Source organism: Paraburkholderia solisilvae (assembly GCF_902859875.1).
Lineage (GTDB): Bacteria > Pseudomonadota > Gammaproteobacteria > Burkholderiales > Burkholderiaceae > Paraburkholderia > Paraburkholderia solisilvae.
The window spans coordinates 17,812-44,760 of sequence record NZ_CADIKF010000023.1 but is presented as its reverse complement, the minus strand read 5'-3'; the positions used below and the strand labels follow the sequence as shown (position 1 = coordinate 44,760).

The following is a 26,949-nucleotide window of genomic DNA, read 5'->3' as shown; positions in this document are numbered from 1 at the left end:
ACACGATGAAATATAAAGACCTGCGCGACTTCGCCGGACGTCTCGAGACGTCAGGCGAATTGCGCCGCATCGCGCAACACGTCTCCCCTGTTCTTGAAATGACCGAACTGTGCGACCGGGTACTGCGAGCCGGCGGCCCGGCGCTGCTGTTCGAGGCGAAGCAAAGCCACGCGTTTGCCGTGCTCGGCAATCTGTTCGGCACGCCGCGGCGCGTCGCGCTCGGCATGGGCATCGACACGGCGGGCGAGGACGGCGTCGGTGGCGAACGCGCGGCGCTGGAGTCGCTGCGCGACGTCGGGCGGCTCCTGTCCGCGCTCAAGGAGCCGGAACCGCCCAAAGGCCTGAAGGACGCCGGCAAGCTGCTGTCGCTCGCAAAGGCGGTCTGGGACATGGCGCCGAAGACAGTCAGCGCGCCGCCGTGTCAGGAGATCGTCTGGGAAGGCGGCGATGTCGATCTCGCGAAGCTGCCCATCCAGACCTGCTGGCCCGGCGACGCCGGCCCGCTGATCACCTGGGGCCTGACCGTCACGCGCGGGCCGAACAAGACGCGCCAGAACCTCGGCATCTACCGGCAGCAGGTCATCGGCCGTAACAAGGTGATCATGCGCTGGCTCGCGCATCGCGGCGGCGCGCTCGATTTCCGCGAGTTCGCGTTGCGCAACCCGGGGCAGCCGTATCCGGTTGCCGTCGTGCTCGGCGCGGACCCGGCGACCACGCTCGGCGCCGTGACGCCGGTGCCGGACACGCTGTCTGAATATCAGTTCGCGGGTCTGCTGCGCGGCAGCCGTACCGAGCTGGCGAAATGCCTGACGCCGGGTGTCGACACGCTGCAGGTGCCCGCCCGCGCCGAAATCGTGCTCGAGGGCTTTATCTACCCGCAGCAGGGCGAACCGGACGCGGCGCCGGCCGGCGCGCCGCCGCGTCCGTCGAAGGGCCCGGCAAGCGCGTACGAACACGCGCTCGAGGGTCCGTACGGCGACCATACCGGCTACTACAACGAACAGGAGTGGTTCCCGGTCTTCACGATCGAGCGGATCACGATGCGCCGCGACGCGATCTATCACTCCACGTATACAGGCAAACCGCCCGACGAACCGGCCGTGCTGGGCGTCGCACTGAACGAAGTGTTCGTGCCGCTGCTGCAAAAGCAGTTTCCCGAGATCACGGACTTCTACCTGCCGCCCGAAGGATGCAGCTACCGGATGGCGATCGTGCAGATGAAGAAGAGCTACCCCGGTCATGCGAAACGGGTCATGTTCGGTGTCTGGAGCTTCCTGCGGCAATTCATGTATACGAAGTTCATCGTCGTGGTCGACGAGGACGTGAATATTCGCGACTGGAAGGAAGTGATCTGGGCAATTACCACACGCATCGATCCGTCGCGCGACACGGTGCTCGTCGATCGCACGCCGATCGATTACCTCGATTTCGCATCGCCGGTCGCCGGCCTCGGTTCGAAGATGGGACTCGACGCGACCAACAAGTGGCCGGGCGAAACCGATCGCGAGTGGGGCCGTCCGATCATGATGGACAATGCCGTCAAACAACGCATCGATCAGCTCTGGAATACACTAGGTCTATGACCTCATCCGCCGGCGCCAGGATGAATGGCGCCAGCGGATGTCCTGATCGCGCGTTCGGTTGAGCTTCCTGCAAGAACATCCGGAACGCATCCGCAAGACGTCACTCAAGGAGTTTACGGATGACTCAAGCATCGACCCCGGCCGCGACCCGGCTCGCGCAACTCAAAGACACCAGCCTGTTTCGCACGCGCGCCTATATCGGCGGCGAGTGGTCCGCGAGCACCGGCACGCAGGACTTCGCGGTGCTGGACCCGGCCGACAACAGCGAAATTGCCCGCGTGCCGAACCTCGGCGCCGACGACGCAAAACGCGCGATCTCCGCGGCGCATGCCGCGCTGCCCGCGTGGCGCGCGAAGACCGGCAAGGAACGCGCGGCGATCCTGCGCCGCTGGTACGACCTGATCGTCGCGAACGCGGACGATCTCGCCGCGATCATGACTGCCGAGCAAGGCAAGCCGCTTGCCGAAGCGCGCGGCGAAGTGGTCTACGGCTCATCGTTTATCGAATGGTTCGCGGAAGAAGCGAAGCGGGTGAACGGCGACGTCGTCGCGAGCCCGATGGCCGACAAGAAGCTCGTCGTGCTCAAGCAGGCGATCGGCGTATGCGCATCGATCACGCCATGGAATTTCCCGATCGCGATGATCACGCGCAAGGTCGCGCCGGCCATCGCCGCGGGCTGCACGATCGTCGTCAAGCCGGCTGAGCAGACGCCGCTTTCGGCGCTCGCGCTGGCCGAACTCGCGCAACGCGCGGGCATTCCGAAAGGCGTGTTCAACGTGATCACCGCGGATTCGGCAAACTCGATCGCGGTCGGCAAGGTACTGTGCGAAAGCGATATCGTCCGGCATCTGTCGTTTACCGGATCGACACCGGTCGGCCGCATCCTGATGCAGCAGTGCGCGCCGACCGTGAAGAAAGTCGCGCTCGAACTCGGCGGCCACGCGCCGTTTATCGTGTTCGACGATGCGGATCTCGACGCCGCCGTCGAAGGCGCGGTGATTTCGAAATACCGCAACGCGGGGCAGACCTGCGTCTGCACCAACCGCTTCTACGTGCATGAATCGGTGTATGACCGCTTTGTCGAGAAGCTCGCCGCCGCGACGCGCGGCATCAAGGTCGGCAACGGCTTCGACGATGGCGTGAACCAGGGCCCGCTGATCGACGACGACGCGACCGCGAAAGTCACACAGCACATCAGCGATGCGACCGCGAAAGGCGCGAAACTCATCGCGGGCGGCAAGGTGATTGCCGGCCGCTTCGTCGAACCGACCGTGCTTTCCGAAGTCACCCGCGACATGCTGATCGCGCGCGAGGAAACCTTCGGCCCGGTCGCCGCGGTGTTCAGGTTCCGCGACGAAGCCGAAGTGATCCGCCTCGCGAACGATACCGAGTTCGGCCTCGCGTCCTACTTCTACAGCCGCGATATCGGCCGCGTGTGGCGCGTCGCCGAAGCGCTCGACTATGGAATGGTCGGCATCAATACCGGCATCATCTCGACCGAAGTCGCGCCGTTCGGCGGCGTCAAGCAGTCGGGACTCGGGCGCGAAGGCTCGAAGTACGGCATCGACGAGTATGTCGAGCTCAAGTATCTGTGTATGGCGGTGTGAGCGCGTCGAGCTTTGATTGACGTCGAGCAGCAGCGGAAGTAAAAGCATGGACGGCCGCGGCGCGCATTCAGCGCCGCGGCCGCGTCGCTCACGGTTCGTCGCGTGGTCCGGTTTATTCAAGCGTGCGCGCACATCGTTTCAACTATAAGAATTCAGGGAAGTCGCGCGGATGCATGCGTTGTCGTTGTTGTCGGATGGTTTTTTTCTCTCGCTGTCGTTGTGCCTCGATATCGGCCTCGTCAATGTCGCGATCATTTCGCTGACGTTGTCGCACGGCTTCCGGCCCGGCTTCTGGCTCGGCCTCGGTTCCTGTTTCGGCGATCTGATCTACGCGGCGCTCGCGCTCGCGGGCATGGCCGCGCTGCTGCAATTCGATGCGGTGCGTTGGGTCGTGTGGATCGGCGGCGCGGCGATCCTGCTCTATCTGACGTGGAAAATGGCGCGCGAGGCGTTGTTTCCGGCCTCGGCGCCGCCGGTGGAAGGGGAAGCCGATGCGCGTGCACCGCATTTGAATGCGTGGCGCGATTTCGCGCGCGGCGTGCTGCTGGCGGTATCGTCGCCGAGCGCAATTTTATGGTTCGCCGCGGTGGGCGGCGCGCTGATCGCGAAAGCCGGCGCGACTTCCGCCGTGACCGCGCCGGTGTTCCTCGGCGGTTTCTTCGCCGGCGGCCTCGTGTGGACGCTATTTATCTGCGGACTCGCGAGCCATGGTCGCAAACGTGCGGGGACGGGACTGCTGCGTGCGTGCCACCTGCTGTCGGCCATCCTGTTCGCGTACTTTTCGTACAGCGTGATGGTGAACGGGTATCACGATCTGATTGTGCCGAACGCGCATGCCGCGCCGTAGCGCAACAGCGGCGCGCGAAGCGTAACGCGCTCGCGCTGCGGCAGCGGACGCGCGCCGCGTGCGGACCTCGCATCGTTTAGCGTGACGCACCGCGCAAGCATCCGCCGCCTCGCCCGCACGCGAGCGCGCGGCGGCGCGCGTCAGCCCAGAAATTCCGCGAGGCGCGCGAGATCCACGTTGCCGCCGCTCACGACCACGCCGACGCGTTTGCCCTGCACCGGCACGATGCCGTTCAGCACGGCGGCCGCCGCCAGACACCCGGTCGGCTCGACGACGATCTTCATCCGCTGCGCGAAGAAGCGCATCGTGTCGATCAGCTGCGCGTCGCTGACCGTGACGATCTGCTCGACGTGGCGCTGGATGATCGGGAACGTGTAGTGGCCGAGATGCGTCGACGCCGCGCCATCCGCGATTGTGTGCGGCACGTCGATCGTGACGATCTCGCCGCGCGCAAGCGACTGTTGCGCGTCGTTGCCCGCCTCCGGCTCGACGCCGATCACGCGGCACGCCGGGCTCAGCGCGGCCGCCGACAGCGCGCTGCCGCCGATCAATCCGCCGCCGCCAAGACAGACAAACAGCAGATCGAGCGGGCCGGTCTCGTCGATCAGTTCCTTCACCGCCGTGCCCTGCCCCGCAATCACATGCGGATGATCGTAAGGCGGAATCAGCGTCATGCCGCGCTCCTGCGCGAGCCGCTGGCCGATCTCCTCGCGGTTTTCCTTGTAGCGGTCATAGGTGATCACTTCGCCGCCGTAGCCCCGGGTCGCGGCCACCTTGGCGGCGGGCGCATCGTGCGGCATCACGATCGTCGCGTGAATGCCGGCAAGACGCGCCGACAGCGCGATTGCCTGCGCGTGATTGCCCGACGAGTAGGTCAGCACGCCCGCCTCGCGTTGCGCGCTGTCGAAATGGGAGATTGCGTTGAACGCGCCGCGAAACTTGAACGCGCCCATGCGCTGGAAGTTTTCGCACTTGAAAAAGAGCGATGCGCCGGAGCGCTCGTTGGCGGTCGTGGACGTGAGCACAGGCGTGCGGTGCGCGATGCCCTCGATGCGCGCGGCAGCATCGAGGACGTCGTCAAAGGTGGGAGCGGGCAGCGATGACATCGACAGAAGACTCCGAAGCGTGAGGAAAAATCGCATTTTCCCAGCTTCCGTGTCGCCATGGAAAGCAAAAAGCCGGCGCCGAATGAATAACGGCGCAACCAGGTGATTAACCTGTGTTGCGCCGCTCTATTGCACTGCTACGCCGGCCGGCTGCGCGAAGCACGCGACCGCCGCGGCATTACACGTAACCGCGCGCAATTACACGCGCAACTACACGCAACTACGCGGCGCGGACCAGCGTCCGCTCGCGCCTCAAAATAACGCCTCCGGTCAATGACGGTAGTAGCCGTGCCCGTAGTAACCGTGTCCGTAATACCCGCGGTATCCGTACGGGCGATAGTAACCGCGATACCCGTAGTAGCCGCCAACCACGACCGGCGGCGCGTACACGACAGGCGGCGGTGCATAGACAACAGGCGGCGGCGGATAGTACGCCGGTGCGGCGTAGACAGGACCCGGCACGCCAATACCGATACCCACGGACACATGTGCTTGCGCGGCGGACATCAGGCCAACCCCCAACGCGGCGGCAACGACAAACGGGACGATCTTCTTCATTTGTTCTCTCCTGGCGGTACATCAAGCCGGTGTACCGCATAACGACATCCTCGATACCAATCTAACGAAAAAGACCAAGGGTCGTCGTATGCATTTGTTGCAAATTGCAATCGAGACTGGCGCGGTGTTTCATGTAGCGCGCCATTCATAGTTCAGAAGTTGGCGCAGGCCGTCGGAAATCAAGGGCTTGCACGCGTTCCGCAGCGCGAACGACAGTCTTTACCGGTCGGCAAACAAAGGGACAGGCCGCGCCGGTAATCTTTGATTACAAATTCGCTGCAGGCATGCGGCCGACTGCGGCGCCACCAAAGAAAATGCCCGGCGTCGAGCCGGGCACAGGTATCGCGGGTACTGTCGTCAATTCAGATCGTCATCCGACTTTCACGTACGTGAACTCTCGGGTGACGCTCGGCGGTACATACGCGCCGCTGATCTTCACGCGCGGCGTTAGCCGTTTTTTCTGATCCCACCAGCGGCGCCGTTGAGAGTGGGTCAAGAACCGCAAGTGCTTTCGGTAAGAAAAGATGCTCATCGCGACCTCCGGAATCTGACTGCAACCTGAAAAATCGACCGGGAATTGCCATTCACTGTTTGCGCGACGAATCAGCAGTTTTCGCGCCCGCGCCTGTCGCGCCGCCTGCACCATCACCTTTTTAACCGGCACCGATAGCGACCATCGGTACGACAGCGAACACAGTGCGTCGGGCACGGTCCGCCGCCTCTCCGATTTCCTCTGCTGCCATTCCTCTGCGTTATCCCGCGCCGATCTGCACTCAACGGCCGTCAAATCCACTTTACCTGTTCGGCGTGAAACTGGCAGGCACGTTCCGCGATGCCCGGTGGATAAGGCCGCCCGCGCCAGCGACGAGGAAAGCGGTGCAACCCGCGCAGGCGACGGACCCGCGCGGCGAGCGCGCGGTAAAAGTGGCTCGTGGCAGAAAAGCAACTACGATGTAGTTGCGCCCGGCCTTGCAACCGGCACCCCGGCCGACAGCCGGTTGCCGTGCAACGAAGGCGCAGACCGACCAGCACGCGAAAACGAGTTCGGCGATCCGCCGGACCGCGTACCCGCAAGTGCCGGCGCCAAGTAAGCCATGGTAATGTGACGACCGGCGCGCAGCGCGACGTCCGCGGCGCTCCACTCCGGGACTAACCGACGAGAACGCACAATGATCAACGTCTACCTGTTCTATCCGTATCGGCCGACCGGCCACTTCGATATGGACTATTACTGCGGCACGCACATGCCGCTGGCCGCGAAGCTGTTCGGCACGGCGCTCAAGGGCTGGTCGGTGGACGCGGGGATCAGCGGCGGACCGCCGGGAACGCCGCCGCCGTATTTCGCGGTCGGACACTTCCTGTTCGACACGGCTGACGCGTTTTTCCAGGTGTTCAATCCGGTAGCCGACCAGCTGCTGGGCGATGTGCCGAATTATTACGACGGCGGCAATCCGCAAGTGATGATCGGCGAGATCAAAGTTTCAGTCTGATCGCGCGGAAAAAGATCAAACACGCGCACGGCGCAACTGGCCGTGCGCCGCTCGCTGTCGGCCGGCGCCGTTGTTTTGTTTTGCCGTATTCAGGTTGTCGCTCACGCAGATCGGGGACGTGAACGGCGGCCTCGTGTGACGCAATCGCACGCCGGACCCGCATGTTCGAGTCCGGCGCCAGGTCCGCACTGTGCCGGACGCATTCAGAAGGAAGGACAACAAGATGTTCGGCGATATCGCCCGTTTTCTGCTCAACACGATCTTCACGCTGTTCGGCGCCGCGCTGCTGCTGCGCGCATGGCTGCAATTCGTCCGGATGCCGCCGTATAACCCGGTGTCGAGCGCGGTGCTGCAAGTCACGAACTGGCTCGTGCTGCCGCTGCGCAAGATCCTGCCGAACGCACGTCGGGTCGACTGGGCAAGTATCGTCGCGACGGTGATCACGGCGCTTGTCTATGTGGTGCTAATGGTGGTGATCGTCGGTGTGGATCCGATCGCGTTGATGCCGTCGCTGCTGATCGTCGCGCTGCTCACCGTGATCAAATGGGCGCTCAATCTGCTGATCTGGCTGACCATTCTGATGGCGCTGCTGTCGTGGCTGAATCCGCGTTCGCCGGCGATGCCGATTCTTTATCAGCTGACCGCGCCGTTTCTCGATCCGCTGCGTAAGATCATTCCGCGCCTCGGCGGCATCGACCTGTCGCCAATCCTGTTGTTCGTGATCGTGCAGGTATTGCTGATGGTGGTGACGCGGGCTGCGGTGTCGCTCACGTTGTTCGGAATCTGAGTCTTGCGTGAATGCGAGGCGTGGCGGCCGGCGATACGGCTGGCGCCGCGCCGTTTGCCTAATTGATGCGAATCCGCGTAAAATGGCGCGCTCCGCGGGCGTCGTATAATGGCTATTACCCTAGCTTCCCAAGCTAGAGACGTGGGTTCGATTCCCATCGCCCGCTCCACTGCGCGTTTCGCTTTATGGCGTGGCGCCAGGCGTCCGCTGACATGGTTGGCAAGCATGCGTGTCCACTGCGCGGCGCGGCCAGACGCGCAAATCAGTCACATTCGCGGCTGACGGTCACGCGTCAAGAGCCACCCAAGCCATTCGCCCAGGTGTCGGTCTTGGATTGCAGCATCCACTCGCCGCACCCGTCGCCCAATGTGTTTGCATCCGTCGCTGCGAATCCATCCACTTGATCGCGACGCACTGACCGTTTCCTGTTGCGCTGCCGTTTAAAGTCACACCCGCATTCACCGACGATGATTCACGATCCGAACGAAGCCGGCTTGCCGCACGACGCTACCGCGCAGTCCGCAAACGACAGTAACAGTCGCACCGGCGCGACGGCGCACGACGCAGACTACGCGGACGAACTCACGAGCGCCCGGGAAGACACAAACGACGCCGATCTCGCCGCGTCGCCGTCGCCGCAAGCGCTGCATCTGCGCCGCATCCGCAGCTTCGTCACGCGCGCGGGGCGCGTCTCCACCGGCCAGCGCCGCGCCATCGATGAACTCGGGCCGCGCTTCGTGCTGCCTTTCGCACAACACCGGCCAGACTGGGACACGGTATTCGGCCGTCGCGCGCCGCGCGTGCTGGAGATCGGCTTCGGCATGGGCGCCACCACCGCCGAAATCGCGGCGCACCGTCCGGACGACAATTTCCTCGGCGTCGAAGTGCACGAGCCGGGTGTCGGCGCGCTGCTCAAGCTGATCGGCGATCAGAATCTGTCGAATATCCGCATCATTCAACACGATGCGGTCGAGGTACTCGAACAGATGATCGCGCCGGAAAGTCTCGACGGCGTGCATATCTTCTTCCCCGATCCGTGGCACAAGGCGCGTCATCACAAGCGCCGGCTGATCCAGCCGAAGTTCGTCGCGCTGCTCGCGTCGCGTTTGAAGCCCGGCGCGTATCTGCATTGCGCGACCGACTGGCAGAACTACGCCGAGCAGATGCTCGAGGTGCTCGGCGCGGAGCCGGCGCTCGAAAACACCGCCGAGAACTATGCGCCGCGTCCGGACTACCGCCCGGTCACCAAGTTCGAGCGGCGCGGCCTGCGCCTTGGCCATGGTGTCTGGGATCTGATCTTCAAACGCCGCGTCCCGGCCGGCTGATAACGGACGAGGCCCACATGCACGTGCATGTGGGCCTCGTCCATGTGTGCTTCCTCAATCGTGACAATCGGCGCGAGCCGCAAGCGACCCGTCATACACGGCCGAATCTCGTAGCGGCCGCGCCGCGTGCCTACTCCGCCCAGCTCAACCCGCCGCTGTACCCGATCACCAGAACGAGCAGGCCGAAACCGATCCGATACCACGCGAACGCGGTGAAATCGTGCGACGCGACATAGCGCAGCAACCAGCGCACACAGCCGAACGCGCTGATAAACGCCGCGATAAAGCCGACTGAGAACATGCCGAGCGTATCCGCCGACAACACGTGCCAGTCCTTGTACATTTCGTAGAAGGTCGCGCCGAACATGATCGGAATGGCGAGAAAGAACGAGAACTCGGTCGCGACGCGCCGGTCGAGCCCGAACAGCATCCCGCCGATAATCGTCGAACCGGAGCGCGACATGCCCGGAATCAGCGCGAAGCACTGCGCGAGACCGACCTTCAGCGCGTCGAGCGGGGCAAGATCGTCGATTGAATGAATGCGCGCGTGCACACCGTTGCCATTGCGCTGACGCGCTTCAACCCAAAGAATGATTACGCCACCGACCGCCAGCGCAACAGCTACCGGCACCGGCGCGAACAGCGCCGCCTTGATGGCCTTTTCGAACAGCAGGCCGAGCACGATCGCGGGAATCGTCGCGATGATCACGTTCAGCGCGAAGCGCCGCGCATCGGCACGCACCGGCAAGCCGACCACCACGTTGACGATGCGCCGCCGGAATTCCCAGCACACGGCGAGAATCGCGCCCAGCTGGATCACGACGTCGAACGTCTTCGCCTGCGGCGCGTTGAATTTGAGAAGTTGCCCGACGATGATCAGGTGCCCCGTGCTCGAGACCGGCAAAAACTCCGTCAAACCCTCGACGATGCCGAGAATCAGCGCCTTGCAGGTGAGTATCCAGTCCATCCGCGACCCTTATTACTGTTGACGTTCGTTTGCGCATCGGGCCAGCGGCGCATCGGCACGCGTGCGGCCCATCCGGCCGCCGCGCCTCCCGTCACTTTTCGACGATCTGCACGCGTATGCCGTTTGTAAGGACCGTGATTGTACCGGGTTCGTACGATACGCCGGCAAATTGCAGCTGTTCGGGCTTGAAGGTGTAGACCGGATAGTTGGCAAGCAGCTGGGTCGCCAGCACCCCGGCGCCCGCGCTGATCTGCTGCGCGTAGGCCTGCGCGTCGCCGCTCACGGCGACGTTGTCGACATTCGGCGACCTCAATACGACCGAACGGCTCGCCGCGTCGTATTCGAGCTGGCTCGACAATGTAAATACCGCTGTCACCGGTTGCGCCAGAAACGGACTCGCGAAACGCGCATCGAGCCGCACCGACACGCGGTTCGTATCCGGCAGCAAGCCGACCACCGGGTTCGTCAGCACGACATCGAATACCTGCGAAACCGTGCGTTGATACGGAAACTTGCGCTGCACCGCGTCCTGCACCTGCTGCTGCGAGAACGTGTAGTGATCGGGAATGAACGGAAAGATCGATGCCGCGCACGCGGACAGCGACAATGCGACAGCGCCGAGCGCAGCCGACGCAAGCAGAAAGCGGCGCCTGATCGACGCTGCGGGTTGGGTCATGCGTATTCTCCTGTTCGGATGTTGAAGCCGGATTCGAGGTCGCCTGGGCGTTTGCACCCGTCAAGCGGTACGGGCCTGTGCGCGAAACTCGGCCCGATCGGCGCTCATCATGCCGCATGCGGCCGCGTGTCGTTCTCGAGCCGCGTCAGCCAGATGAGCGCGTCGGCACGCGACACGCCGCACATGTCCGCCTGCGGTTGCAGCCCGGAACAGCACGCCGGCCGCTCCGGCTTGCCGAAGATCGCGCAACGCAGATCCTCGCCGAGTTGCACGCAGCGTACGCCGGGCGGCTTGCCGTGCGGCATGCCCGGTATCGGGCTCGAAATCGACGGCGCGATGCAGCACGCGCCGCAGCCAGGGCGGCACGCGTGACCGGCCGCATCGGTTGCGTCGGCCGCATGAAGCGAAACGTCGAGCGTCACTGCATTCTTCCTGAAACGTTGAGTCTGCGCCGGCACTTGCACGGCCCACCGCCCGCACGCATACCGGACCCCGCATTGTGCCATTGCGCCGCATGTGACCTTTTCACGCAACGCGCTGCGCTGCCGGCCCCGTACACTCGGTACTGACCATGACACGCTCGAAAGGCGCCTGGAATTCGCCGATGCCGACCGCCGACTCCCTCTTTCGCCCCGATCTGCTCGCCCGATACAGCACGAACGGCCCGCGGTACACGTCCTACCCCACTGCGCTGCAATTTCGCGAAGACTTCGATGCGGCCGACTACCGGCACGCCGCTGCCGACGCCGGCGCCGCGCAGACGGACCTCTCGCTCTACTTCCACATTCCGTTTTGCGACACCGTCTGCTTTTACTGCGGTTGCAACAAGGTCGTGACAAGGAACCGTGCGCGCGCCAGACCGTATCTCGAGCGCCTGAAGCGCGAACTCGCGCTGCAGGCGGCGTGCTTCGACACGTCGCGCGCGGTCTCGCAGCTGCATTGGGGCGGCGGCACACCGACCTTCCTGTCGCACGACGAAATGGCCGAGCTGATGGCGGCCACGCGCGAGCACTTCAGGCTGCCGCCGCCGGCGCAAGCCGATTCGCCGTTGGATACGCAAGCCGAAATCTCGATCGAAGTCGACCCGCGCGAAGCATCGCCGCGCACCATCGAGCACTTGCGCTCGCTCGGCTTCAACCGGCTGAGCCTCGGCGTGCAGGATTTCGACCCGGTTGTGCAGCGTGCGATCAACCGCATCCAGCCGCTCGACATGACCCGCTCCGTGATGGACGCCGCGCGCGCGAACCGATTTCATTCGATCAGCGTGGATCTGATTTATGGCTTGCCGCATCAGAGCGTCGCCAGCTTCGAACGCACGCTCGACATGATTGTCGAGCTCGCGCCGGACCGGCTTTCGGTATTCGGTTACGCGCATATGCCGCAGCGCTTCAAGATGCAACGGCAAATGGACCCGGCGACACTGCCGTCGCCCGACGAACGCGTCGCGATCCTGCAGCGCGTCGTGCAGCGGCTGACGGACGCGGGATATGTGTACATCGGCATGGACCACTTCGCGCTGCCCACCGACGAACTCGCGCGCGCCCAGGCGCAGCGCACACTGCACCGCAATTTCCAGGGCTACAGCACACGCGCGCAATGCGATCTGATCGGTTTTGGCGCATCGTCGATCGGCAAGGTCGGCGACGTGTACGCACAGAACGCGACCGATCTGCAGCGCTACGCGGCGGACATCGACGCGGGCCAGCTCGCAATCCGGCGCGGCCTGCGCCTCACGGCCGACGACCGGTTGCGCGGCGACATCATCATCCAGCTGATGTGCAATCTCGAACTGCGTTTCGACGAATTCGAAGCCACATACGGCATTCGCTTTACCGAAACCTTTGCGCCGGAACTGGACCGCCTGCGTGGATTCGAAGCCGACGGTCTGGTGTCGATGGGTAACCGCAAACTTGAAGTGAATGTGGCCGGGCGGATGCTCGTGCGCAATGTGGCGATGGTGTTCGATCGATATCTCAGCGCGGCGGCACCCCTCCAGCAGTTTTCCCGAACGGTTTGACCTGGCGTGGCCGGGCGGCGCGCAACTTGCCCGGCGCAACGTTTTCAGCGATAATCGGCGTCTTCGCTGCGCGCGGTTTTGCCTTCGTCCGCGCCGCAATGCATGCCCAGGTGGTGAAACAGGTAGACGCAGGGGACTCAAAATCCCCCGCCGCAAGGCGTGCCGGTTCGAGTCCGGCCCTGGGCACCAGCAAGTGTTCTCGGCAGTTCCTTAGAATTCCAAAAACCCGCCACAGCGCTCGGCTCGGCGGGTTTTTTGTTTCCAATGTATTCCGGCCAAGCGCAAGGACAGCCGGTGGTATCGGGTGGTACATTTGGTGGTATTCGGCGCACTCTTGCCCACTTCCGCTGGAAATACCACCATGCCGCTCACCGATGCTCAGGTCAAGAATGCCCGGTACAACCCTGACGGCGAAGGTAACCGTTTGTCCGACGGCGGCAGAATGTATCTGCAGCTCGACAAGTCGGGCGCGAAATACTGGAGGCTCAATTACAGGTTTGCTGGCAAGGACAAAACGCTGGCGTTGGGCGTCTATCCCGACGTGTCGCTTGCGGCCGCACGCAAGAAGCGCGACGTAGCACGCGAGAAACTAGCGGACGGCGTCGATCCGGGCGAGGCAAAGAAAGTCGAGAAGCGTGCGACGCTACTTGCCGCCTCCAATTCGTTCGAAGCCGTCGCTATGGCATGGATGGAAGAGCGCCGCTCGTCTGTCGAGCAGGCCCAATACGACAAAACGCTCGCGCGTTTTAAGGTTGATGCCCTCCCGTGGCTCGGCAAGCGGCCTATTACCGAAATTGACGCGCCGGAAATTCTGGCTGTGCTCAAACGGGTGGATGCGCGGGGCGCTCGTTTTACCTCCCATCGGCTCCGCAGCGAAATCAGCCGCGTCTTTCGTCATGGCATCAAGGAGGGGTACTGTAAGTACGACCCCGCCCGCGACCTGGTCGGAGCCATCCCTCCTTCTGTCACCAAGCATTTTGCGGCCATTACCGAGCCGGACGAGGCAGCGGAGCTACTTCGGGCCTTCGATGGCTTCAAGGGCACGTTCGTCGTACAGTGCGCACTCAAACTGTCTCCGATGCTGTTTCAACGGCCCGGAGAACTGCGCCAGATGGAATGGGCGTCTATCGACTTCGACCGCGCGCAATGGTCATTTTTCGTCAACAAGACGAAAACACACCATCTGGTTCCGCTACCCACCCAGGCGGTTACCATCCTTCTGGAACTCCATGCCCTCACAGGCGACGGACGTTATGTGTTCCCCGGCGCCCGCGACAAGAAACGTCCAATGTCCGATGCGGCCGTCAATGCTGCGTTGCGCAGACTAGGCTATGACACGCAGGAGGAGATTACCGGTCACGGATTCCGTGCGATGGCACGCACTATCCTCCATGAAGAACTGGAACAACAACCCGATACCATTGAACACCAGCTTGCGCACAAAGTGCCGGACGCGCTGGGCACAGCCTACAACCGCACGAAGTTCCTCAAGCAACGCCGAGCGATGATGCAAAAGTGGGCCGATTATCTGGATAAGATTAAAGCCGGCGCTGAGATCATCCCCATCAATGCGGCGCGGTAACGTCCCATTACTCTGCATGTCAACGGGTAGGAACTGAACCCCAGTGGCCCGTAGGAGCGAAAATGCCATTCGAATTGCTATCTCAAGAAGACCTGTGTCGCATTAGTGGCAAGAGCCGGCATTCCGCTCAGAAAGCCTGGTTCAGATTGCATTTTGGGATCGAACCGGTATGTCGTAGCGATGGGTCCATCGTGCTTACGCGCGACTCGTTTGAGGCATTGCTTGCCAAGCGTTTGAACGTGCTCCCAGCGACCAAACAAGGCGAGAGCGCCAAAGAGCGGCCGAAACTCATTCCGCTCAATATTTCGAAGCGCCGCACTTAGAGTTCTTGCAGTTGCGGATAAATGGTTTGACGGCGAAGATCTCGACGGACGAGGATAGACCATGGCGTTGCGGCGCGAAGATAACCGCCCCTCATTGATTCCCGCGTTTTACGCCCGACCGAATTTTCGTAGCGGCCTCAGTCGTTGTCAGTTATGCCCGTACCAAGCATCGGTCAACGGACCAACCGTCACAGCATCGAATTCCGGACGTGCGTGAAGCCATACCAGGACCGCCTGTCGTTGCTGCTCTGTCGCGGAGCCTCGACGCGTATCGGACGTCACGAAGCCATCCAGCATTTCGTTGATGCCGCCGCCGAAGAGCAGCCCATTTCGCTCGATGCAGTCATCAAGCAGCACATCGATCAGCGCGTCCCGATCAGAATCGTCTAGAGGTACGCGTAACGCCGCAGAGACGGAAAACCCGAGTTCCTGGAACTCCCCGATCCGGAGCTTCTTGCGTTGGCGACGGTTGTGCCGGTTTGCCATCATGTCTTTCCCGCAGCGCGCCGACGGTTGGTATGTCCGGTATTCGGTGGAGGAGGCTGGTCCGAAACGGGGCGCACTTCGGCCCATTCATCTAGCTCTCGCACAAGCCATCCGACACGACGCCCGGATAGCAGGCGAGGCTTCGGAAAGCTTCCTTCGCGCACGAGCAACTGCACCGTTGCCTGAGACAGCGATACGGCTTCCGCCGTCGATTCAAGGCTCAGAAAAATCGGACGCATGAAAACGACCGGTTCGCGATCCCTTGCCCGTTTCGTTGGAGTTTGCTTGGTCAAGTCTGTGTGTTTCCCACGTGCATTCAGTGCGGGCCGCGCGTCACCGCTTCTAACTCTTTTCTTGCAGCGACGCGCCGCTCGTCGATGTAGTGCGCCAGATCCTGGATATGGACGCCTTTGGCGCTCTTCTGCGATCGTTCCATGCGCTCAATCGGGAGACGGATCTCACCGGCTTTGATCTTTTGCAGCAGCTTGTCCGGCGCCAGGTGCGCGAAGTAATCGCGGCACACAGCCTCGAACGGAACGACGGCCGTCGCACCGTGTTGCGCCATCAGCAGGAACGCGGTGTTCAACGAGCGTCCGATAGCTTGATTTCTCAATCGGCGCACTACCACTGCGCAAGCCATGAGGCTCTCATCAGTCGTCAATCTCGTCAGGGTCGCCTCCCAACGCGCGCGCCAAATCTCGAAGGAAATCCTCTTCAACGGCAAACCACTCAGGCGAACCGGGCGTGCAGTCTTCGGAGTTTTTTTTCCCGCGCGCCTTTCGTACGGCGCGTACCGAATTTTCGAGCGCCAAGGCTTCAGCGTATCGGGGATGGTCGGGGCCGAACGGGATGTCGTTTGAATTGCTCATTGCCGGGTTGTCGGCATGTCTCAGCTCGATCTTTAGAGGGACATCGATATAGCGTTTCGCACCGATCCAAGGTCCGCGAAAGTTAGACGCTGTGCGCACATCAGTGAACCCGATCAATTTATGCACGGCATCACCTTGATGTAGAAGACGTTTATGCAATTTGGATATGAATCACAGCACTCATGTTGTTCAGCATACAGCCGGGTTTACCACTGCTTTCTTTTAAATCTCCCTACGTCATTATTTCACCGCACTTCAACCAGTGAGAGGGACCTATGACAGACAACCTTAAAATCAAGCAGCCTCAGGATCCAAAACAGGTGAACGTCAACGAGCCGTGGGAGCTGAACTACTGGAGCAACAAGTGGAGCGTCACCCATGCTCAACTGAAGGATGCCGTGAAAGTCGTGGGCCCGCACGTCGACGCTGTGCGTGTGAAACTGGGTAAGTGAGATCGGCGGAACGATGAAAGCGATATTTGCTCTGGTTCTGTGCGCCGCCGTTGTAATGCCGGCGACGTCATTCGCGCGAGGTGGCCACTATGCCGGCGGCCATGGTTCATCTCATAAGGGTGGCCACTACAAGAATGCGCGGACCGGCGACCACTATGAAAAGAGGTCGTAACGCGTCAATGCCAATGGCGGCGCTTGCGGTTACTTCGATCGACGCGCCGGCTACAACTGCTCGCTCAAGAACTCTTCACTGGGCAAAGAACGAAGCACCCCGCGGCGGCTTAAATGGCAACCGCGGGTGCCTGTAGCGAATGATTAATCGTCCAACTTCGTGACTGAACCTAAAAGGCGTATCAGCGTACTGGTGAATATGTCGACCGATAGACCAACGAAGGATGGCACACGGAAAACAATGCCGTTTGCCGAGCGCGCCCCGGAGGCATGGGACGACCTGCTGGATTTTCTGATCGAGCGCGCCATCAGCAGATCGCAGAACCCCGACGTACCAAAGCAGAACGACGAAAAAGACTGAGCTCTAGGCGATCTTTAGGGGAGCGCATTCACGCGTTTGCGCTGTTCTAAGAGTTGGACGACGTTTCCGATCGGTATGCGCTGTATTTCGGAGATTAAGGAAGATTGGCGACATGACGATGCGCACGTCGGGACTCTCCGTTGTGCGGTGGCGTGATGCTGGCACGAAGGGATACTACGTGAACACGCTCTGATCAGAACTTGTGATCGCTTCCGATCGTTTTGAGGATTCCGTTGGCGGTGTGGCGCGACTTGAGATGTCGCGGCACCGTGACTGATTTGCCGAGCTTATCGTTGCGCCATATCACGTGCCCGCGAATCACCGTCGCGCGTTCGCGGCGAGCAGGCCGACCGCTCACGACATTCGAATACTTACGGCTCGATATGGAATCCACAACCTACACGAAGCGCGTCGCAGTCTTTCTAGATATCTTGGGATTCAAAGAGCTGATCAATGCGAATCGAGAAGCCGATATTGTCAAAGCGCTGACGCTTACTAAAGAGGCAGAGTCCGGGCCGTTTCATAACGCCCCGCATATGCGCCTGACCGCTTTTTCCGACTCCGTTGTGGTGTCCGACGAGATCGGGAACGGGTTCGGATACGCGCGGATCCTGCATTTCGCAAGCTATCTTTCGTGGCAATTGCTGGCGATGGGTATTCTCACGCGGGGCGGAGTCGGACATGGACCTCTTCACCATCGTGAAAACGGAATCGTCTTCGGACCCGCGCTCATCCAGGCATATGAGCTCGAAAGTAAACAGGCCGTCTATCCGCGCATTCTCGTTCCCAACGATATTGCGACGGCCTATATCGAAATGGAGGTCTCTCAACGTGGTGAGCAAGCCCGGGCGATCGTGTCGAGCCTTTTCCGCACCGATTTCGACGGCAACGTCCACCTTCACATCCTTGGCCCGTTTGCGCACGCCCCGTCGCTATCCGACGCGCCCGGGAAGTCGGCCGGACAACGCACGCGCACCTCGCAAGACATGGTGTTATCCAAATCGGCCTGCTTATTGAAAGCATTGGATGACAATTCGCCGCCTGCAAATCAGCCTTCTGCCACGGCGAAGCATTACTGGTTTCGAAACTACCTGCGTGAAACGCTGCATGCCTACGGTGTGCGGCAGTGACCACGATTGAAGAGCCCGGCCCGGAAAGATCGCATGCCCGTGAAGGTGCTACGGTCATGCGAATCGACAATCGGACGAGTGCGTGTGCCAGCCGCTCTCAGCGAATGATGATGCCGACTGCCTCGAGCTGCGTGACGCCTTCGGAGATCTGTGCGGCCGTGGCGCCGGTCGGCCAGAAGAGCTCCGAACCGTTCACCTCAGCATCGCGCGACACGATCGTGCCGGGCTGATCAGCCGCGGTGACGTCAACATTCGCAAACGAGAGCGCGACGGCGATCTGCGAACCATCTGTGGCCGCGAGGTTCAGCGGGATATATGCGTTCGATAGTGCGGACACGGTCACGTCGAACTCGTCTCCGACAACAAAGTCCGTGGAGCCATCCCCGATAAAAAACTTGATCTGATCGTTGAACGTGGTGCCGACCGCGACATCGCCGAGTACATCGCCACTCGGATCGAAAACGCGGAACGTACCACCGTTCACCGCGGCCACCGTGCAGCGCACCACGTAGACACCGAGCTGCGCGTTGGCCACCAGCGGCGTGATGGCGTCGAGCGTGAAAACGCCATTGCCAGAATTGCCGGCTTTGGCCGCGGCGGTGACCGTGCCGCCGCCCTTACGGCCGAGGACCTGGCCGGCATTCATCTTTGCGCCACCGCTCAGGGTCGCGCGATCGCGCGATCGATGCCCGCGTGCTTCCGAAACAAGAAAACCAGCATCGTGACGTGCTTCTGTGAGAATCGTAGGCATTGCAAAACTCCGCATGGGATTGAAGGGGGCAGGCGCCTGGCGCGGAACGAGCTGGTAGGGCTCCCAGTGAGCATCCGCTTACGCTTCATCGCCTGCTGCCGGTGTTTTTCCCCACCGCCGGCCGGGGGATGCATCGAACATCTAGGGCGAACGGTCCTCAAAGAAGCTGCCGACATCCCGCCGTGCGCTGGCCTGCAGCTCGTTGATCACGCTTCGTATCGCGGCAACGCCGCCGGCGTCGGCCGCGGCGAAGCGAGCACACAGGTCGTCGCCCAGCTGGTCGAGTCGCTTCCCGATGTGCGTCAACATGATTGTGGTGATGTGCCTCACGTCCTTCGTCAGCACGAGCTCTCCGCGATCGCGGCGTAGCTTCTCCTCGAGTATCTCGGCCTGAACTACATCGCGCCGCTGGCGCGCAGAATGTTCGCCCGCGTGCGTGACTGCCGGTCGTTGCCTTGCCGCGGACGCAGCGTCATCGCACGCGTGGCCCGGTTCGCGCGGCATCCCCTGCTCGAGGCCGATGTCGCCCTGCAGGTAGTCGAGCACCGCCGCGGGATCGAACCGCCAGCCACCGCCCTGCGCGCCCCGCTGCAACACCGGAAAGACGGCATCGGTCTCGAGCCGTAGATCCAGCTTCGGCCTCGACCAGCCGAGCAACCTGCACAGCGCGCTTTTGCCGACCTGCGAGGCCGACGATCCGGACGATTCACCGGTCGCCATGTGGCTCCTCTGCAACCGCGCTGCCGACCTTTGCGCCAGCGCCCAGTTGCATGAGCAGCGCCTCGACTGCCTGTCGCAACGCCCGCATCTCGGAGAGCTCGCGCCGCAGTTCGCCCGAGACATCGTCAGGCATGCCGGCGCGACTGCCCGCTGCCGGCATCCAGCGTCGCTCGGCCGATTCGCCAGCGGCCTCCAGATGCGCGACCACCGCATCGAGGTCGAACTGCCACGGGCCGCTCCGATTGCTGCGCCACAGCACCGGGAAATTTTCATCAGTGCGCAGGCGCCGGTCGAGCTTCGGACGTGACCATCCGAGGCGCTCGCACAGCTGCTTTTTGTCGACGATTTCGCCGCTTTTTGAGGGCCGACTTGTAAGTCCTGGCGTTACACCGTCGGCGCGCGTTACGGGTTGCATGCCGTTGCCTCCCTGCTTTGCGGCGCGGGCGTCTGCCGCGATTCTGGAAAATTCATTCCGTCATTCCTTACAACGGTTTTGCCCCGACTTGTCAGGTGTTTTTTTTGATCAGAAGAACGGGAGAAACGAGCGCGCGCAGTGCCCGTGTCTTTGGGCTCTCCCGGAAGGACCCGCACCATCATGGCGCGGAGCCCGATGAAATTGTTACCTGATTCATCGCCTTTCGACGCTCCCTGACGCGACAAGTTTTGGAGCTTTTTACAACGCATTCGGGCCGTCCAAGGCCGGCGCGCCGTGCCACACTGCACAACTCCCGATAAAGGCAGGCGCATTGCTGCAAACGCCTGTGCGCGGTTTTCTCGCCACTCGTTCGCCACTGACCGCGCCGTCATTGCAGACCACCTTGTTCAGCGATCCGGGCCTGTGCATGGGCAGCATGTGACAGGTCGGATTCGAGGTATCCGAGCGTTGTGCGGACGTCTTTATGGCGCAAGACACGCTGAATCGTCTGGACCGGCGCACCGTGTTCGCTAAGCAGCGTCGCGAAAGTGCCACGTAGCCGGTGCGGGGTGATGTTTCCGATGCCTGTTCGAGCACTCGCCGCTTTGATGGCAACGCGGGTGAAGCCACGGGCGAATGGACCGCCATCGGCATGCGAGACGATCAAGCCTGCGGGCTTACGCAGCGGCCGCAAATAGTCCATCAGCCAACCAGGAACGGGCACTGGATCGGCCTCCCGCCCCTTGGTCTGGCCGGGCGTGTAGGTCTGTCGAACCGCGTCGAGCCATTCCCACCGCGCGCTGCCGGCCTCAGACTCGCGCAGCCCCATGCCGAACATCAGCCGGACGGCGATGCGCACGGGTTCTGAGGCGACGCCATCGAGCGCTTCGAGCCACTGGCGCGACAGGTCGATTGGCAACGTCGCCCGCGGCTTGCGTTGGACCTTCAGCATGCGGACCTTGAAGGGGATCTCGACAATAAAGCCTCGATGCATCGCCCAGCGACATAACAGACGAACCTTGCGCGACCAGTGGTTCGCCGAGCTCGGGGCATGGGTCTGCAGATGCTCATTGCGCGCACTTTCGACGAGCTCGGTCGTCAGTTGGTCAATGCGGACCTCGGCGAGGACGCCGAGGTGCAGGCGGCCGAATGTCTCGATACCGGCGCGATGCGACGCACTGGCGGTCAGCTCGGTTGCGGCAAGCCATAAGCCCGCCAGTTCGCGCAACGTTGGAACTACGCGGCCGCATCTCGACTGCAGTGATGCCGCCCGATAGGCGCGCTCAGCGACAACGATCGCGCGAGCATGTGCTGATTCGCGCGTCGATCGTTGCGTACGCTTCTTGTCGATGGAGAACCGGTAGTGCCAGACCTTGCCGACACGGAACAGGGAAACATCCTTTCGCATCAGGCGATGTCCCGCATATCGGTTACTCAGCGTCTCAACTGGCCGGAGCAGCAGGTGCCGCAAACGACCACGACCCATCGGCAGCCTGCGTCGCAGACCAACCCGCGCAGACCAATGCGAGGTCCTCTGTGCGTTCGACGTAGTAGCCCCATGTCGGATCAGGTTGAGTTTGAGACGGCATGTAACCATCGGCATCGAACGCAGCGACGTTATACACAGTGCCGTCCTTGATTAGAATCAGATCGACTTCGCGCGTCATTACATGTACTCCCAAATAATAAGTTTCCCCTTATTGCCAGCGCCGCCAAGGTTCGCGGCCGTTGACTGCCCAATGCCGGCGCCTGAGCCGCCGCAACCGGCGCCAACGCCTGGTTGACCCGCCGAACCGTTAACCGAGCCGCCGCCGGCAGGGAAAATTCCCTGTCCGCCATATCCGCTAGTCAACGATTGAATGCTCCATGCAACGCCGAATCCGCCGTCCTGTCCCGAGCCCGCAGCAATCATGCCGGTAACGTTCGCGGGCAGCGCGCCGCCATTGCCTTTGCCCGCATATGGCGCAGCACCAGTAAAGGTAACTGCGCCACTAGCAGGGCCGCCAGTTCCACCGGGGCACGACATGCCGCTAAACTGCGTCGCGCCACCAGTGCCGCCAGTTGAACCCGATGTAGGCGTGCCGCCCGACCCGATGCTGACAGACTGAACGCCGGGATTCTGCATATAGAACTCGCACCATGCGCCCGACCCGCCGCCGCCGCCCATCGCAATCTGTCCGCTTCCGGTAACTGGACTAGAGCCGCCCGCTCCGCCGCCGCCAGTCATTTTTCCGTAGATAGCCTTCGTGCGCGGATCAGGCGTCCACGTGCCTGTGAAGTCGATCGACGTCATCTTGATCAGCACACCGCTAGGCAGGCAGCTACCGCCGGTTGCGTCCCATTGATTTGCGCTGTGAACGGTGAGTTCGAGATCAAGACCCGGCGGCACCGTCATCGTGGTAACGCTCGACGGGCCGAACTGGATCGAATCGCCCGAAGCCACCGCAACAGTCAGCATCCCGGTGCCGAGATTCGAGATACGCACCTTCTCGCCAACGCTGAACGTCGATGCATCTGCAAGCGTCAGCGTGCCAACCGCGCCCGTCCATTCGACGATCTGATTGACAACTGCGTTGGTGATCGGCGAACTCGTATTGAACGGTGCTATGGCGCTATAGCCGCCAAGCAAAGCCATCAGCTGCCCCAACTGAACCGCATGATTATTCGCGGTCGCCGCGGCAATGATGAGTGGAATGTTCGCGCCAACCGCGAGGCCTTCGGCAAGCCAGGTTGAGGACGAGGCGCGCGTCAGCCTGACTGCTTGCCCGGACGGAACGCTGATCGTGGAAAGCGACGCCGATCCCATCTGGATCTTGTCAGTGCCACTTGTGTTAATAGTTGTGGCGCCCCCAGCGCCTGCCGTGCTGATGATCGAGAGCGACTCACCATTGGTGAGCGTGCTCAGCGCCATCAACGTGAGCGTGACGTTAGTCGCACCAATCAGCGGGCCGATGTCCGAGGCCGCAAGCGCCGTACTGGTCGAATGACTAACAAAGCCGTCGTACGTATTCAACGAATTCTGCAACATCGCCTGGATTGCAGCCAGAAGCTGGTTCCACGCGTTGCGATTCGGTGTCAGGCCCGCGGCGACGATGACGTTGTAAATCTCGTCCTGTAGTGCATTGAACGCATAGGCCGGCCACAGGGTTGCGGGAATAGCGGCCGCTGGGTTACCGTCGGTCGCATATTGCGGAGTCCCGCTTGCTGGAGCGGTATCCGCTTGCGCAAGCGGGACCGAGTTCGAGGCAATCAATCGATCCATTATTCTTCACCTTCCTTCAGTTGTTCGTTTGCGGACATGTCGTGTTGCGTGATGCCGAACGCCTGACCAAAGCCACTCGCACCGAATGCGAATGGCGGCTGTTTGATGTCCTTGGTCGCGGCATTGCTCGTCTCGAGCTCCGGCGCTTCGTCTTCAGGTTTCATTCCGCTTCTCCGTAGTGCGCGGTAGCGCCGGTTGTGGATTGCTGCCATTGTTGATTGCCGTTTACGGCGTGCCTCGACCGGTATGTTTGCTCGGTGCGCCCCCATCGAGTTGGCTCCAGTCGTCAGCGAGCGGGCCGGATGCATGCATTACGTTGACCTCGCTGGCACGCGAAGTGTGGGAGCCGCCGACGCGGTGGGTGTAACCGCGCTCTTTCGATGGTTCTTTCGCGCGCTCCTGACGCCGGTCGAATTCCTCTTCCGCGAGGCGAATGCGCTTGGCTTGCTCGTCATATCTCCGCTGATCAGCCGCCGATCTCGGTGGCGCTTCCGGCTGCAGCGCCTTCGGCAGTTGAAAATTCTTATGCTGGCTGAGCGCCTTCGAAATGGAAACGATCTCCTGTATCGCGGTTGCAGCGCCAACCGGCAGATCCGGCAACGAGCCATCGCCGGCAAGCAGATCGGTGCCGTGCACACGGACGTGGCCCGAGAGGTGATCAGAGCGATAGTCAACCGGGCTGATCAGCTTGGCGCAGTCGAGCCAGTCGCGCGCGAGGCCACCGTTGGGCATCATCCCGTTCACGGCGGCCACCGCCTGGATAACGGGAATCAGCGGCGAACAAGCCTCGATGAGATCCTCGTTAGCCGCGCATAGGATCTGATTGCAATAGGCCCGCATATCCGTCTGAAGCCGCTTTTTCAGGCTGGAAATCGTTTCGTCAATCGCTCGGGCTTCTGCATGCAGGTGTTCAACCGCCGCAACGCGCCTCTCGTGGATCCGTCGCACATCCGCGAGATCGGCAGCAGCTTTATCGGCCGCTTTCGCTGCCTTCCCAGCGTCGCTTTTCAGGCTGATATCGCCGGCCGCCTTTGCCTCTGCCATGACGGCGCGTGCGTCGAGCTCTTTCGATGCTGCCTCGAGTTCAGCGATACGGAGCTCGCCGGCCGCGATTGCGTCCCTGTTCGCGATCGCGGCCCGGTCCGCATCTGCACGTGAGTCGAGGGCACGTTTGATCTCATCGAGAAGAATCCGCAGCTCAACCGGCAGGTCACTTACTGCCTTGTAGATCCTCATGGCAGTATTCCCGGTCAACCGCCGCTTGCGCGCCGAAATGCAGCATCCCAACCGGCATGCGGCTTCGCAGCAGCGTTCTGCCGACGTCGACGCAGATGCGGATCGGCCGCTTCAGCAAACGCACGTTCCCAGCCATCCGCGACAGTCTGTAGTCTTGCAGCGTTAGCGATAGCGGCCCCGTGACCGGCCAGATGACCAAACGATTGATGTGTAGCGCGCTTCGATCGATTCTTCACAGTGTTCTCCTCCAGCCGGCTCGAGCGAAGTACTCGAAAGCTCCGGTGGGTGACAACAGGATGACGGGAGGTAGCTGGACATGAAACCGGACAATTGCGTGCCTTTACGGGCAAGCCTTTGCCGCATCATCGAGAGAATTCATCCTAGCTGCTGGACAAACCATTTGCCGGGGTGGCGGGGAAGATGGCTGAGGACGCGATTGCAATACGAAGATTCTTCAGCCTCTGTTTTTCCGCATTTTGGGTCGCTCTTTTGCACCGATACTTGACCTGACTTACCGTGATGCCGTACTTCTCCGCGACTTGCTTGTTGTGGCGCCCCTTCCTGTTACCCCCTGCGTTTTTTAGCTCCTCAACTTCCCGAAGGATTTGTTCGTCGGACAGGTGGCCTAGAGGTACGGACGTCACCTCGTCGACTGGCAAACTAACGGCATAGCCGGATGCCGATAACCACGAATTCACATCCACCGCGGCGATTAGCGCGCCGCCAAAGGCAATCGCCGCGAGCAGACAACCTGGGCGGATCTGTCGCAGATTTTCGGGATCGCGGCCGACGACTCGCCCATCGTTGAGAGCATCGTAAAGCTCGCCGAAAAAATTGTCGGCTATAGCACGCCGTCGATCAGCGTCGTTCGGCTCGAGCTCGAGCGCGGCCAGATCCGCGGCTTCCCGCCTTTTGTAGAAACGACTCATTGATGCTCCCGTAGCATCCCGGTCGAGGATCGCGCCAGCGGGCCCGGGTAGCCCGCCTTTCGCCTGGCCGGGCTAGGCGCGACCGAGATATTGTGCATGCCGACGGGATCGTATACAACGTCCAAGTTCGAACGAATGCTCAACGCCTGCCTAGCGCAGCCCTCACTGAGGAACATCTTCATGGCTTTGGACCCGTCAAACGCAGTCGTACACCTCTCGATGAGACGTGGCGAACACGAACTGTCGGTGGGAACCGGTATTCTGTATAGCAGGAACGGAAAGGTCTTCATTGTCACTGCGTGGCACAACCTGTCTGGACGACACGCCATCACGATGAAACCGATCAGTAGCGTCCTGGCGTTTCCCGATACCGTGGTTGCGACGGTCAGCTGCCGGACAGATCTGAACGGAAAGACATATGGCTATTCGAGACTGCCGTTTACCATTCCTCTCGAAGTCAATGACACGCCGACCTACCTTGTGCATGCCCAGGCCTTTCCGCGGGTTGACGTAGCCGCAATACCCTTCGATGTGGGCATCCCGTACCAAATAGAAATGCAGGTATCAAACGGCGGGGTTGCAAAGATGACGTGGTTGCCAAGAGGACCCATTTCTGCCAATGGGATGACGAGCGACGTCGAATGCATTCAGGACGTTGAATCAAGTTATGCACAACCGCAGTCATTTCCCGATCTATGGCTCGGCGACGATTTGTTCATCATGGGATATCCACGCGCGCTTTCTGATCTCTTCGGACAGCCGCTTTGGAAACGCGCGACGGTCGCTTCATCCCCGCAATCCGGCACGCGGGTAAAGCACTTTCTTGTCGACTGCGCATCCCGTGAAGGGATGTCTGGGGCACCTGTCGTTTCGTACAATCGAACGGGACTAACAATGAATGGGGGCGCCATTCAGGTAGGCACCCCCACGACCATTTTCCATGGCATCTATACGAGCCGTGTTGGCAAAGCCGATCTGTTTGAGGCACAGATCGGCACGGTCTGGCAGCGGACCGCTGCCGATGAAATCATTGACGCCGGGGTTCCAGCATCACCATCGGAATCGCTTGAAGCGTATGCAAGCGAAATCGAGGCCGTGATTGAGCAATCGTGGCATACGGATGCCGGATTCGCCGAGAAGATGGTCGAATGGGAAGCTCCGAGAGAGTACTTCTTGCAAAGCGTTATGGAAGCTCTGCACGGCAGGGCGGACCCTTCAGATGTCCGCGAAAGAATCCTTGACGCGGCTCGTCGCAAGCTCGGCGCTCTTTCGGCGAAACAGGCCTCATAAAAAAGCAGC

At 61.6% G+C, this 26,949-nt stretch carries 31 protein-coding genes and 2 tRNA genes; 14 read left to right on the top strand and 19 right to left on the bottom strand.

Going from position 1 to position 26,949, the window contains the following annotated elements; translation table 11 throughout:
• Positions 1-5: 5 nt before the first annotated feature.
• From HV675_RS15850 to HV675_RS15840, 3 genes are all read left to right on the top strand, one after another.
• Positions 6-1,583, top strand: a complete 1,578-nt coding sequence (locus HV675_RS15850) for a UbiD family decarboxylase (protein WP_175111867.1) — start codon at positions 6-8, stop codon at positions 1,581-1,583.
• Between the two features lie 119 nt (positions 1,584-1,702).
• Positions 1,703-3,190: an NAD-dependent succinate-semialdehyde dehydrogenase gene (locus tag HV675_RS15845; RefSeq protein WP_175111866.1), complete on the top strand. Its 1,488-nt coding sequence runs from the start codon at positions 1,703-1,705 to the stop codon at positions 3,188-3,190.
• Between the two features lie 169 nt (positions 3,191-3,359).
• Positions 3,360-4,037 (top strand): LysE family translocator, encoded by a 678-nt coding sequence (locus tag HV675_RS15840; protein WP_175111865.1) that lies wholly within the window; start codon positions 3,360-3,362, stop codon positions 4,035-4,037.
• A gap of 140 nt (positions 4,038-4,177) precedes the next feature.
• Here HV675_RS15840 and HV675_RS15835 read toward each other — a convergent pair whose 3' ends face one another.
• The 3 genes from HV675_RS15835 to HV675_RS15825 all read right to left on the bottom strand — a co-directional run bounded on the left by HV675_RS15835 (position 4,178) and on the right by HV675_RS15825 (position 6,410).
• Positions 4,178-5,143, bottom strand: coding sequence for a threo-3-hydroxy-L-aspartate ammonia-lyase (locus tag HV675_RS15835; RefSeq protein WP_175111864.1), 966 nt, complete (start codon positions 5,141-5,143; stop codon positions 4,178-4,180).
• A gap of 270 nt (positions 5,144-5,413) precedes the next feature.
• Entirely contained in the window at positions 5,414-5,701 is a 288-nt protein-coding gene (locus tag HV675_RS15830; RefSeq protein ID WP_175111863.1) for a hypothetical protein, read from the bottom strand.
• Positions 5,702-6,071: 370 nt separating this feature from the next.
• Positions 6,072-6,410 (bottom strand): hypothetical protein, encoded by a 339-nt coding sequence (locus tag HV675_RS15825; RefSeq protein WP_175111819.1) that lies wholly within the window; start codon positions 6,408-6,410, stop codon positions 6,072-6,074.
• Between the two features lie 460 nt (positions 6,411-6,870).
• Here HV675_RS15825 and HV675_RS15820 point away from each other — a divergent pair, with 460 nt between their 5' ends.
• The 4 genes from HV675_RS15820 (at position 6,871) to trmB (ending at position 9,303) form a co-directional block, all read left to right on the top strand.
• Positions 6,871-7,191, top strand: a complete 321-nt coding sequence (locus HV675_RS15820; protein WP_175111862.1) for an EthD family reductase — start codon at positions 6,871-6,873, stop codon at positions 7,189-7,191.
• A 223-nt stretch (positions 7,192-7,414) separates the two neighbouring features.
• Complete coding sequence (locus tag HV675_RS15815; RefSeq protein ID WP_175111861.1) at positions 7,415-7,978, top strand: YggT family protein; 564 nt, start codon at positions 7,415-7,417, stop codon at positions 7,976-7,978.
• A 94-nt stretch (positions 7,979-8,072) separates the two neighbouring features.
• Positions 8,073-8,147: transfer RNA gene (locus HV675_RS15810), tRNA-Gly, on the top strand.
• Positions 8,148-8,445: 298 nt separating this feature from the next.
• On the top strand, positions 8,446-9,303 hold the full coding sequence (gene trmB, locus HV675_RS15805) for a tRNA (guanosine(46)-N7)-methyltransferase TrmB (protein ID WP_175111860.1): 858 nt from the start codon (positions 8,446-8,448) through the stop codon (positions 9,301-9,303).
• A 130-nt stretch (positions 9,304-9,433) separates the two neighbouring features.
• On the opposite strand, the gene HV675_RS15800 is transcribed toward trmB, so the two are convergent.
• The 3 genes from HV675_RS15800 to HV675_RS15790 all read right to left on the bottom strand — a co-directional run bounded on the left by HV675_RS15800 (position 9,434) and on the right by HV675_RS15790 (position 11,368).
• On the bottom strand, positions 9,434-10,270 hold the full coding sequence (locus HV675_RS15800; RefSeq protein WP_175111859.1) for an undecaprenyl-diphosphate phosphatase: 837 nt from the start codon (positions 10,268-10,270) through the stop codon (positions 9,434-9,436).
• Between the two features lie 91 nt (positions 10,271-10,361).
• Positions 10,362-10,946 (bottom strand): DUF1439 domain-containing protein, encoded by a 585-nt coding sequence (locus HV675_RS15795; protein WP_175111858.1) that lies wholly within the window; start codon positions 10,944-10,946, stop codon positions 10,362-10,364.
• Positions 10,947-11,053: 107 nt separating this feature from the next.
• Positions 11,054-11,368, bottom strand: a complete 315-nt coding sequence (locus HV675_RS15790; protein WP_175111857.1) for a YkgJ family cysteine cluster protein — start codon at positions 11,366-11,368, stop codon at positions 11,054-11,056.
• A 182-nt stretch (positions 11,369-11,550) separates the two neighbouring features.
• On the opposite strand from HV675_RS15790, the gene hemN reads away from it, so the two are divergent.
• The 4 genes from hemN to HV675_RS15770 all read left to right on the top strand — a co-directional run bounded on the left by hemN (position 11,551) and on the right by HV675_RS15770 (position 14,868).
• Positions 11,551-12,963: an oxygen-independent coproporphyrinogen III oxidase gene (gene hemN / locus HV675_RS15785; protein ID WP_175111856.1), complete on the top strand. Its 1,413-nt coding sequence runs from the start codon at positions 11,551-11,553 to the stop codon at positions 12,961-12,963.
• A gap of 104 nt (positions 12,964-13,067) precedes the next feature.
• Positions 13,068-13,152, top strand: a tRNA-Leu gene (locus HV675_RS15780).
• Positions 13,153-13,324: 172 nt separating this feature from the next.
• Positions 13,325-14,545: a tyrosine-type recombinase/integrase gene (locus tag HV675_RS15775; RefSeq protein ID WP_175111855.1), complete on the top strand. Its 1,221-nt coding sequence runs from the start codon at positions 13,325-13,327 to the stop codon at positions 14,543-14,545.
• Between the two features lie 62 nt (positions 14,546-14,607).
• Positions 14,608-14,868 carry a DUF4224 domain-containing protein gene (locus tag HV675_RS15770; RefSeq protein ID WP_175111854.1) on the top strand — a complete coding sequence of 87 codons (261 nt, stop codon included), beginning with the start codon at positions 14,608-14,610 and terminating at the stop codon, positions 14,866-14,868.
• 147 nt (positions 14,869-15,015) lie between these two features.
• Here HV675_RS15770 and HV675_RS15765 read toward each other — a convergent pair whose 3' ends face one another.
• The 4 genes from HV675_RS15765 to HV675_RS32490 form a co-directional block, all read right to left on the bottom strand.
• Positions 15,016-15,357, bottom strand: a complete 342-nt coding sequence (locus HV675_RS15765; RefSeq protein WP_246270311.1) for a YggL 50S ribosome-binding family protein — start codon at positions 15,355-15,357, stop codon at positions 15,016-15,018.
• Positions 15,354-15,593, bottom strand: coding sequence for a helix-turn-helix transcriptional regulator (locus HV675_RS15760; RefSeq protein WP_175111922.1), 240 nt, complete (start codon positions 15,591-15,593; stop codon positions 15,354-15,356). Before HV675_RS15760 ends, HV675_RS15765 begins: the two co-directional genes overlap by 4 nt.
• A gap of 77 nt (positions 15,594-15,670) precedes the next feature.
• Entirely contained in the window at positions 15,671-15,940 is a 270-nt protein-coding gene (locus HV675_RS15755; protein WP_175111853.1) for a pyocin activator PrtN family protein, read from the bottom strand.
• A 64-nt stretch (positions 15,941-16,004) separates the two neighbouring features.
• On the bottom strand, positions 16,005-16,349 hold the full coding sequence (locus tag HV675_RS32490) for a hypothetical protein (RefSeq protein ID WP_246270309.1): 345 nt from the start codon (positions 16,347-16,349) through the stop codon (positions 16,005-16,007).
• Between the two features lie 149 nt (positions 16,350-16,498).
• Between HV675_RS32490 and HV675_RS15745 the strand changes: the two genes are divergently transcribed.
• A complete protein-coding gene (locus HV675_RS15745; protein WP_175111852.1) occupies positions 16,499-16,675 on the top strand; it encodes a DUF3606 domain-containing protein in 177 nt (58 codons plus the stop codon).
• Positions 16,676-17,590: 915 nt separating this feature from the next.
• Positions 17,591-18,337 (top strand): hypothetical protein, encoded by a 747-nt coding sequence (locus HV675_RS15740; RefSeq protein WP_175111851.1) that lies wholly within the window; start codon positions 17,591-17,593, stop codon positions 18,335-18,337.
• Positions 18,338-18,434: 97 nt separating this feature from the next.
• Here HV675_RS15740 and HV675_RS15735 read toward each other — a convergent pair whose 3' ends face one another.
• From HV675_RS15735 to HV675_RS15695, 9 genes are all read right to left on the bottom strand, one after another.
• The gene (locus tag HV675_RS15735) at positions 18,435-19,088 is read right to left on the bottom strand and encodes a head decoration protein (RefSeq protein WP_175111850.1); all 654 of its coding nucleotides are present in this window, start codon (positions 19,086-19,088) and stop codon (positions 18,435-18,437) included.
• 141 nt (positions 19,089-19,229) lie between these two features.
• Positions 19,230-19,808 carry a hypothetical protein gene (locus tag HV675_RS15730; protein WP_175111849.1) on the bottom strand — a complete coding sequence of 193 codons (579 nt, stop codon included), beginning with the start codon at positions 19,806-19,808 and terminating at the stop codon, positions 19,230-19,232.
• Positions 19,795-20,223: a hypothetical protein gene (locus HV675_RS15725; protein WP_175111848.1), complete on the bottom strand. Its 429-nt coding sequence runs from the start codon at positions 20,221-20,223 to the stop codon at positions 19,795-19,797. Before HV675_RS15725 ends, HV675_RS15730 begins: the two co-directional genes overlap by 14 nt.
• Before the next feature lie 388 nt (positions 20,224-20,611).
• Positions 20,612-21,631, bottom strand: coding sequence for a tyrosine-type recombinase/integrase (locus HV675_RS15720; RefSeq protein ID WP_175111847.1), 1,020 nt, complete (start codon positions 21,629-21,631; stop codon positions 20,612-20,614).
• Positions 21,632-21,665: 34 nt separating this feature from the next.
• Positions 21,666-21,890 (bottom strand): hypothetical protein, encoded by a 225-nt coding sequence (locus HV675_RS15715; protein ID WP_175111846.1) that lies wholly within the window; start codon positions 21,888-21,890, stop codon positions 21,666-21,668.
• On the bottom strand, positions 21,890-23,485 hold the full coding sequence (locus HV675_RS15710; RefSeq protein WP_175111845.1) for a hypothetical protein: 1,596 nt from the start codon (positions 23,483-23,485) through the stop codon (positions 21,890-21,892). The genes HV675_RS15715 and HV675_RS15710 overlap by 1 nt, the downstream gene beginning before the upstream one ends.
• On the bottom strand, positions 23,485-23,649 hold the full coding sequence (locus HV675_RS15705) for a hypothetical protein (RefSeq protein WP_175111844.1): 165 nt from the start codon (positions 23,647-23,649) through the stop codon (positions 23,485-23,487). The genes HV675_RS15710 and HV675_RS15705 overlap by 1 nt, the downstream gene beginning before the upstream one ends.
• Positions 23,650-23,710: 61 nt before the next feature.
• Entirely contained in the window at positions 23,711-24,721 is a 1,011-nt protein-coding gene (locus HV675_RS15700; RefSeq protein ID WP_175111843.1) for a hypothetical protein, read from the bottom strand.
• A gap of 380 nt (positions 24,722-25,101) precedes the next feature.
• Positions 25,102-25,650 carry a hypothetical protein gene (locus tag HV675_RS15695; protein ID WP_175111842.1) on the bottom strand — a complete coding sequence of 183 codons (549 nt, stop codon included), beginning with the start codon at positions 25,648-25,650 and terminating at the stop codon, positions 25,102-25,104.
• 180 nt (positions 25,651-25,830) lie between these two features.
• Here HV675_RS15695 and HV675_RS15690 point away from each other — a divergent pair, with 180 nt between their 5' ends.
• Positions 25,831-26,940 carry a S1 family serine peptidase gene (locus HV675_RS15690; protein WP_175111841.1) on the top strand — a complete coding sequence of 370 codons (1,110 nt, stop codon included), beginning with the start codon at positions 25,831-25,833 and terminating at the stop codon, positions 26,938-26,940.
• Positions 26,941-26,949: the final 9 nt, after the last annotated feature.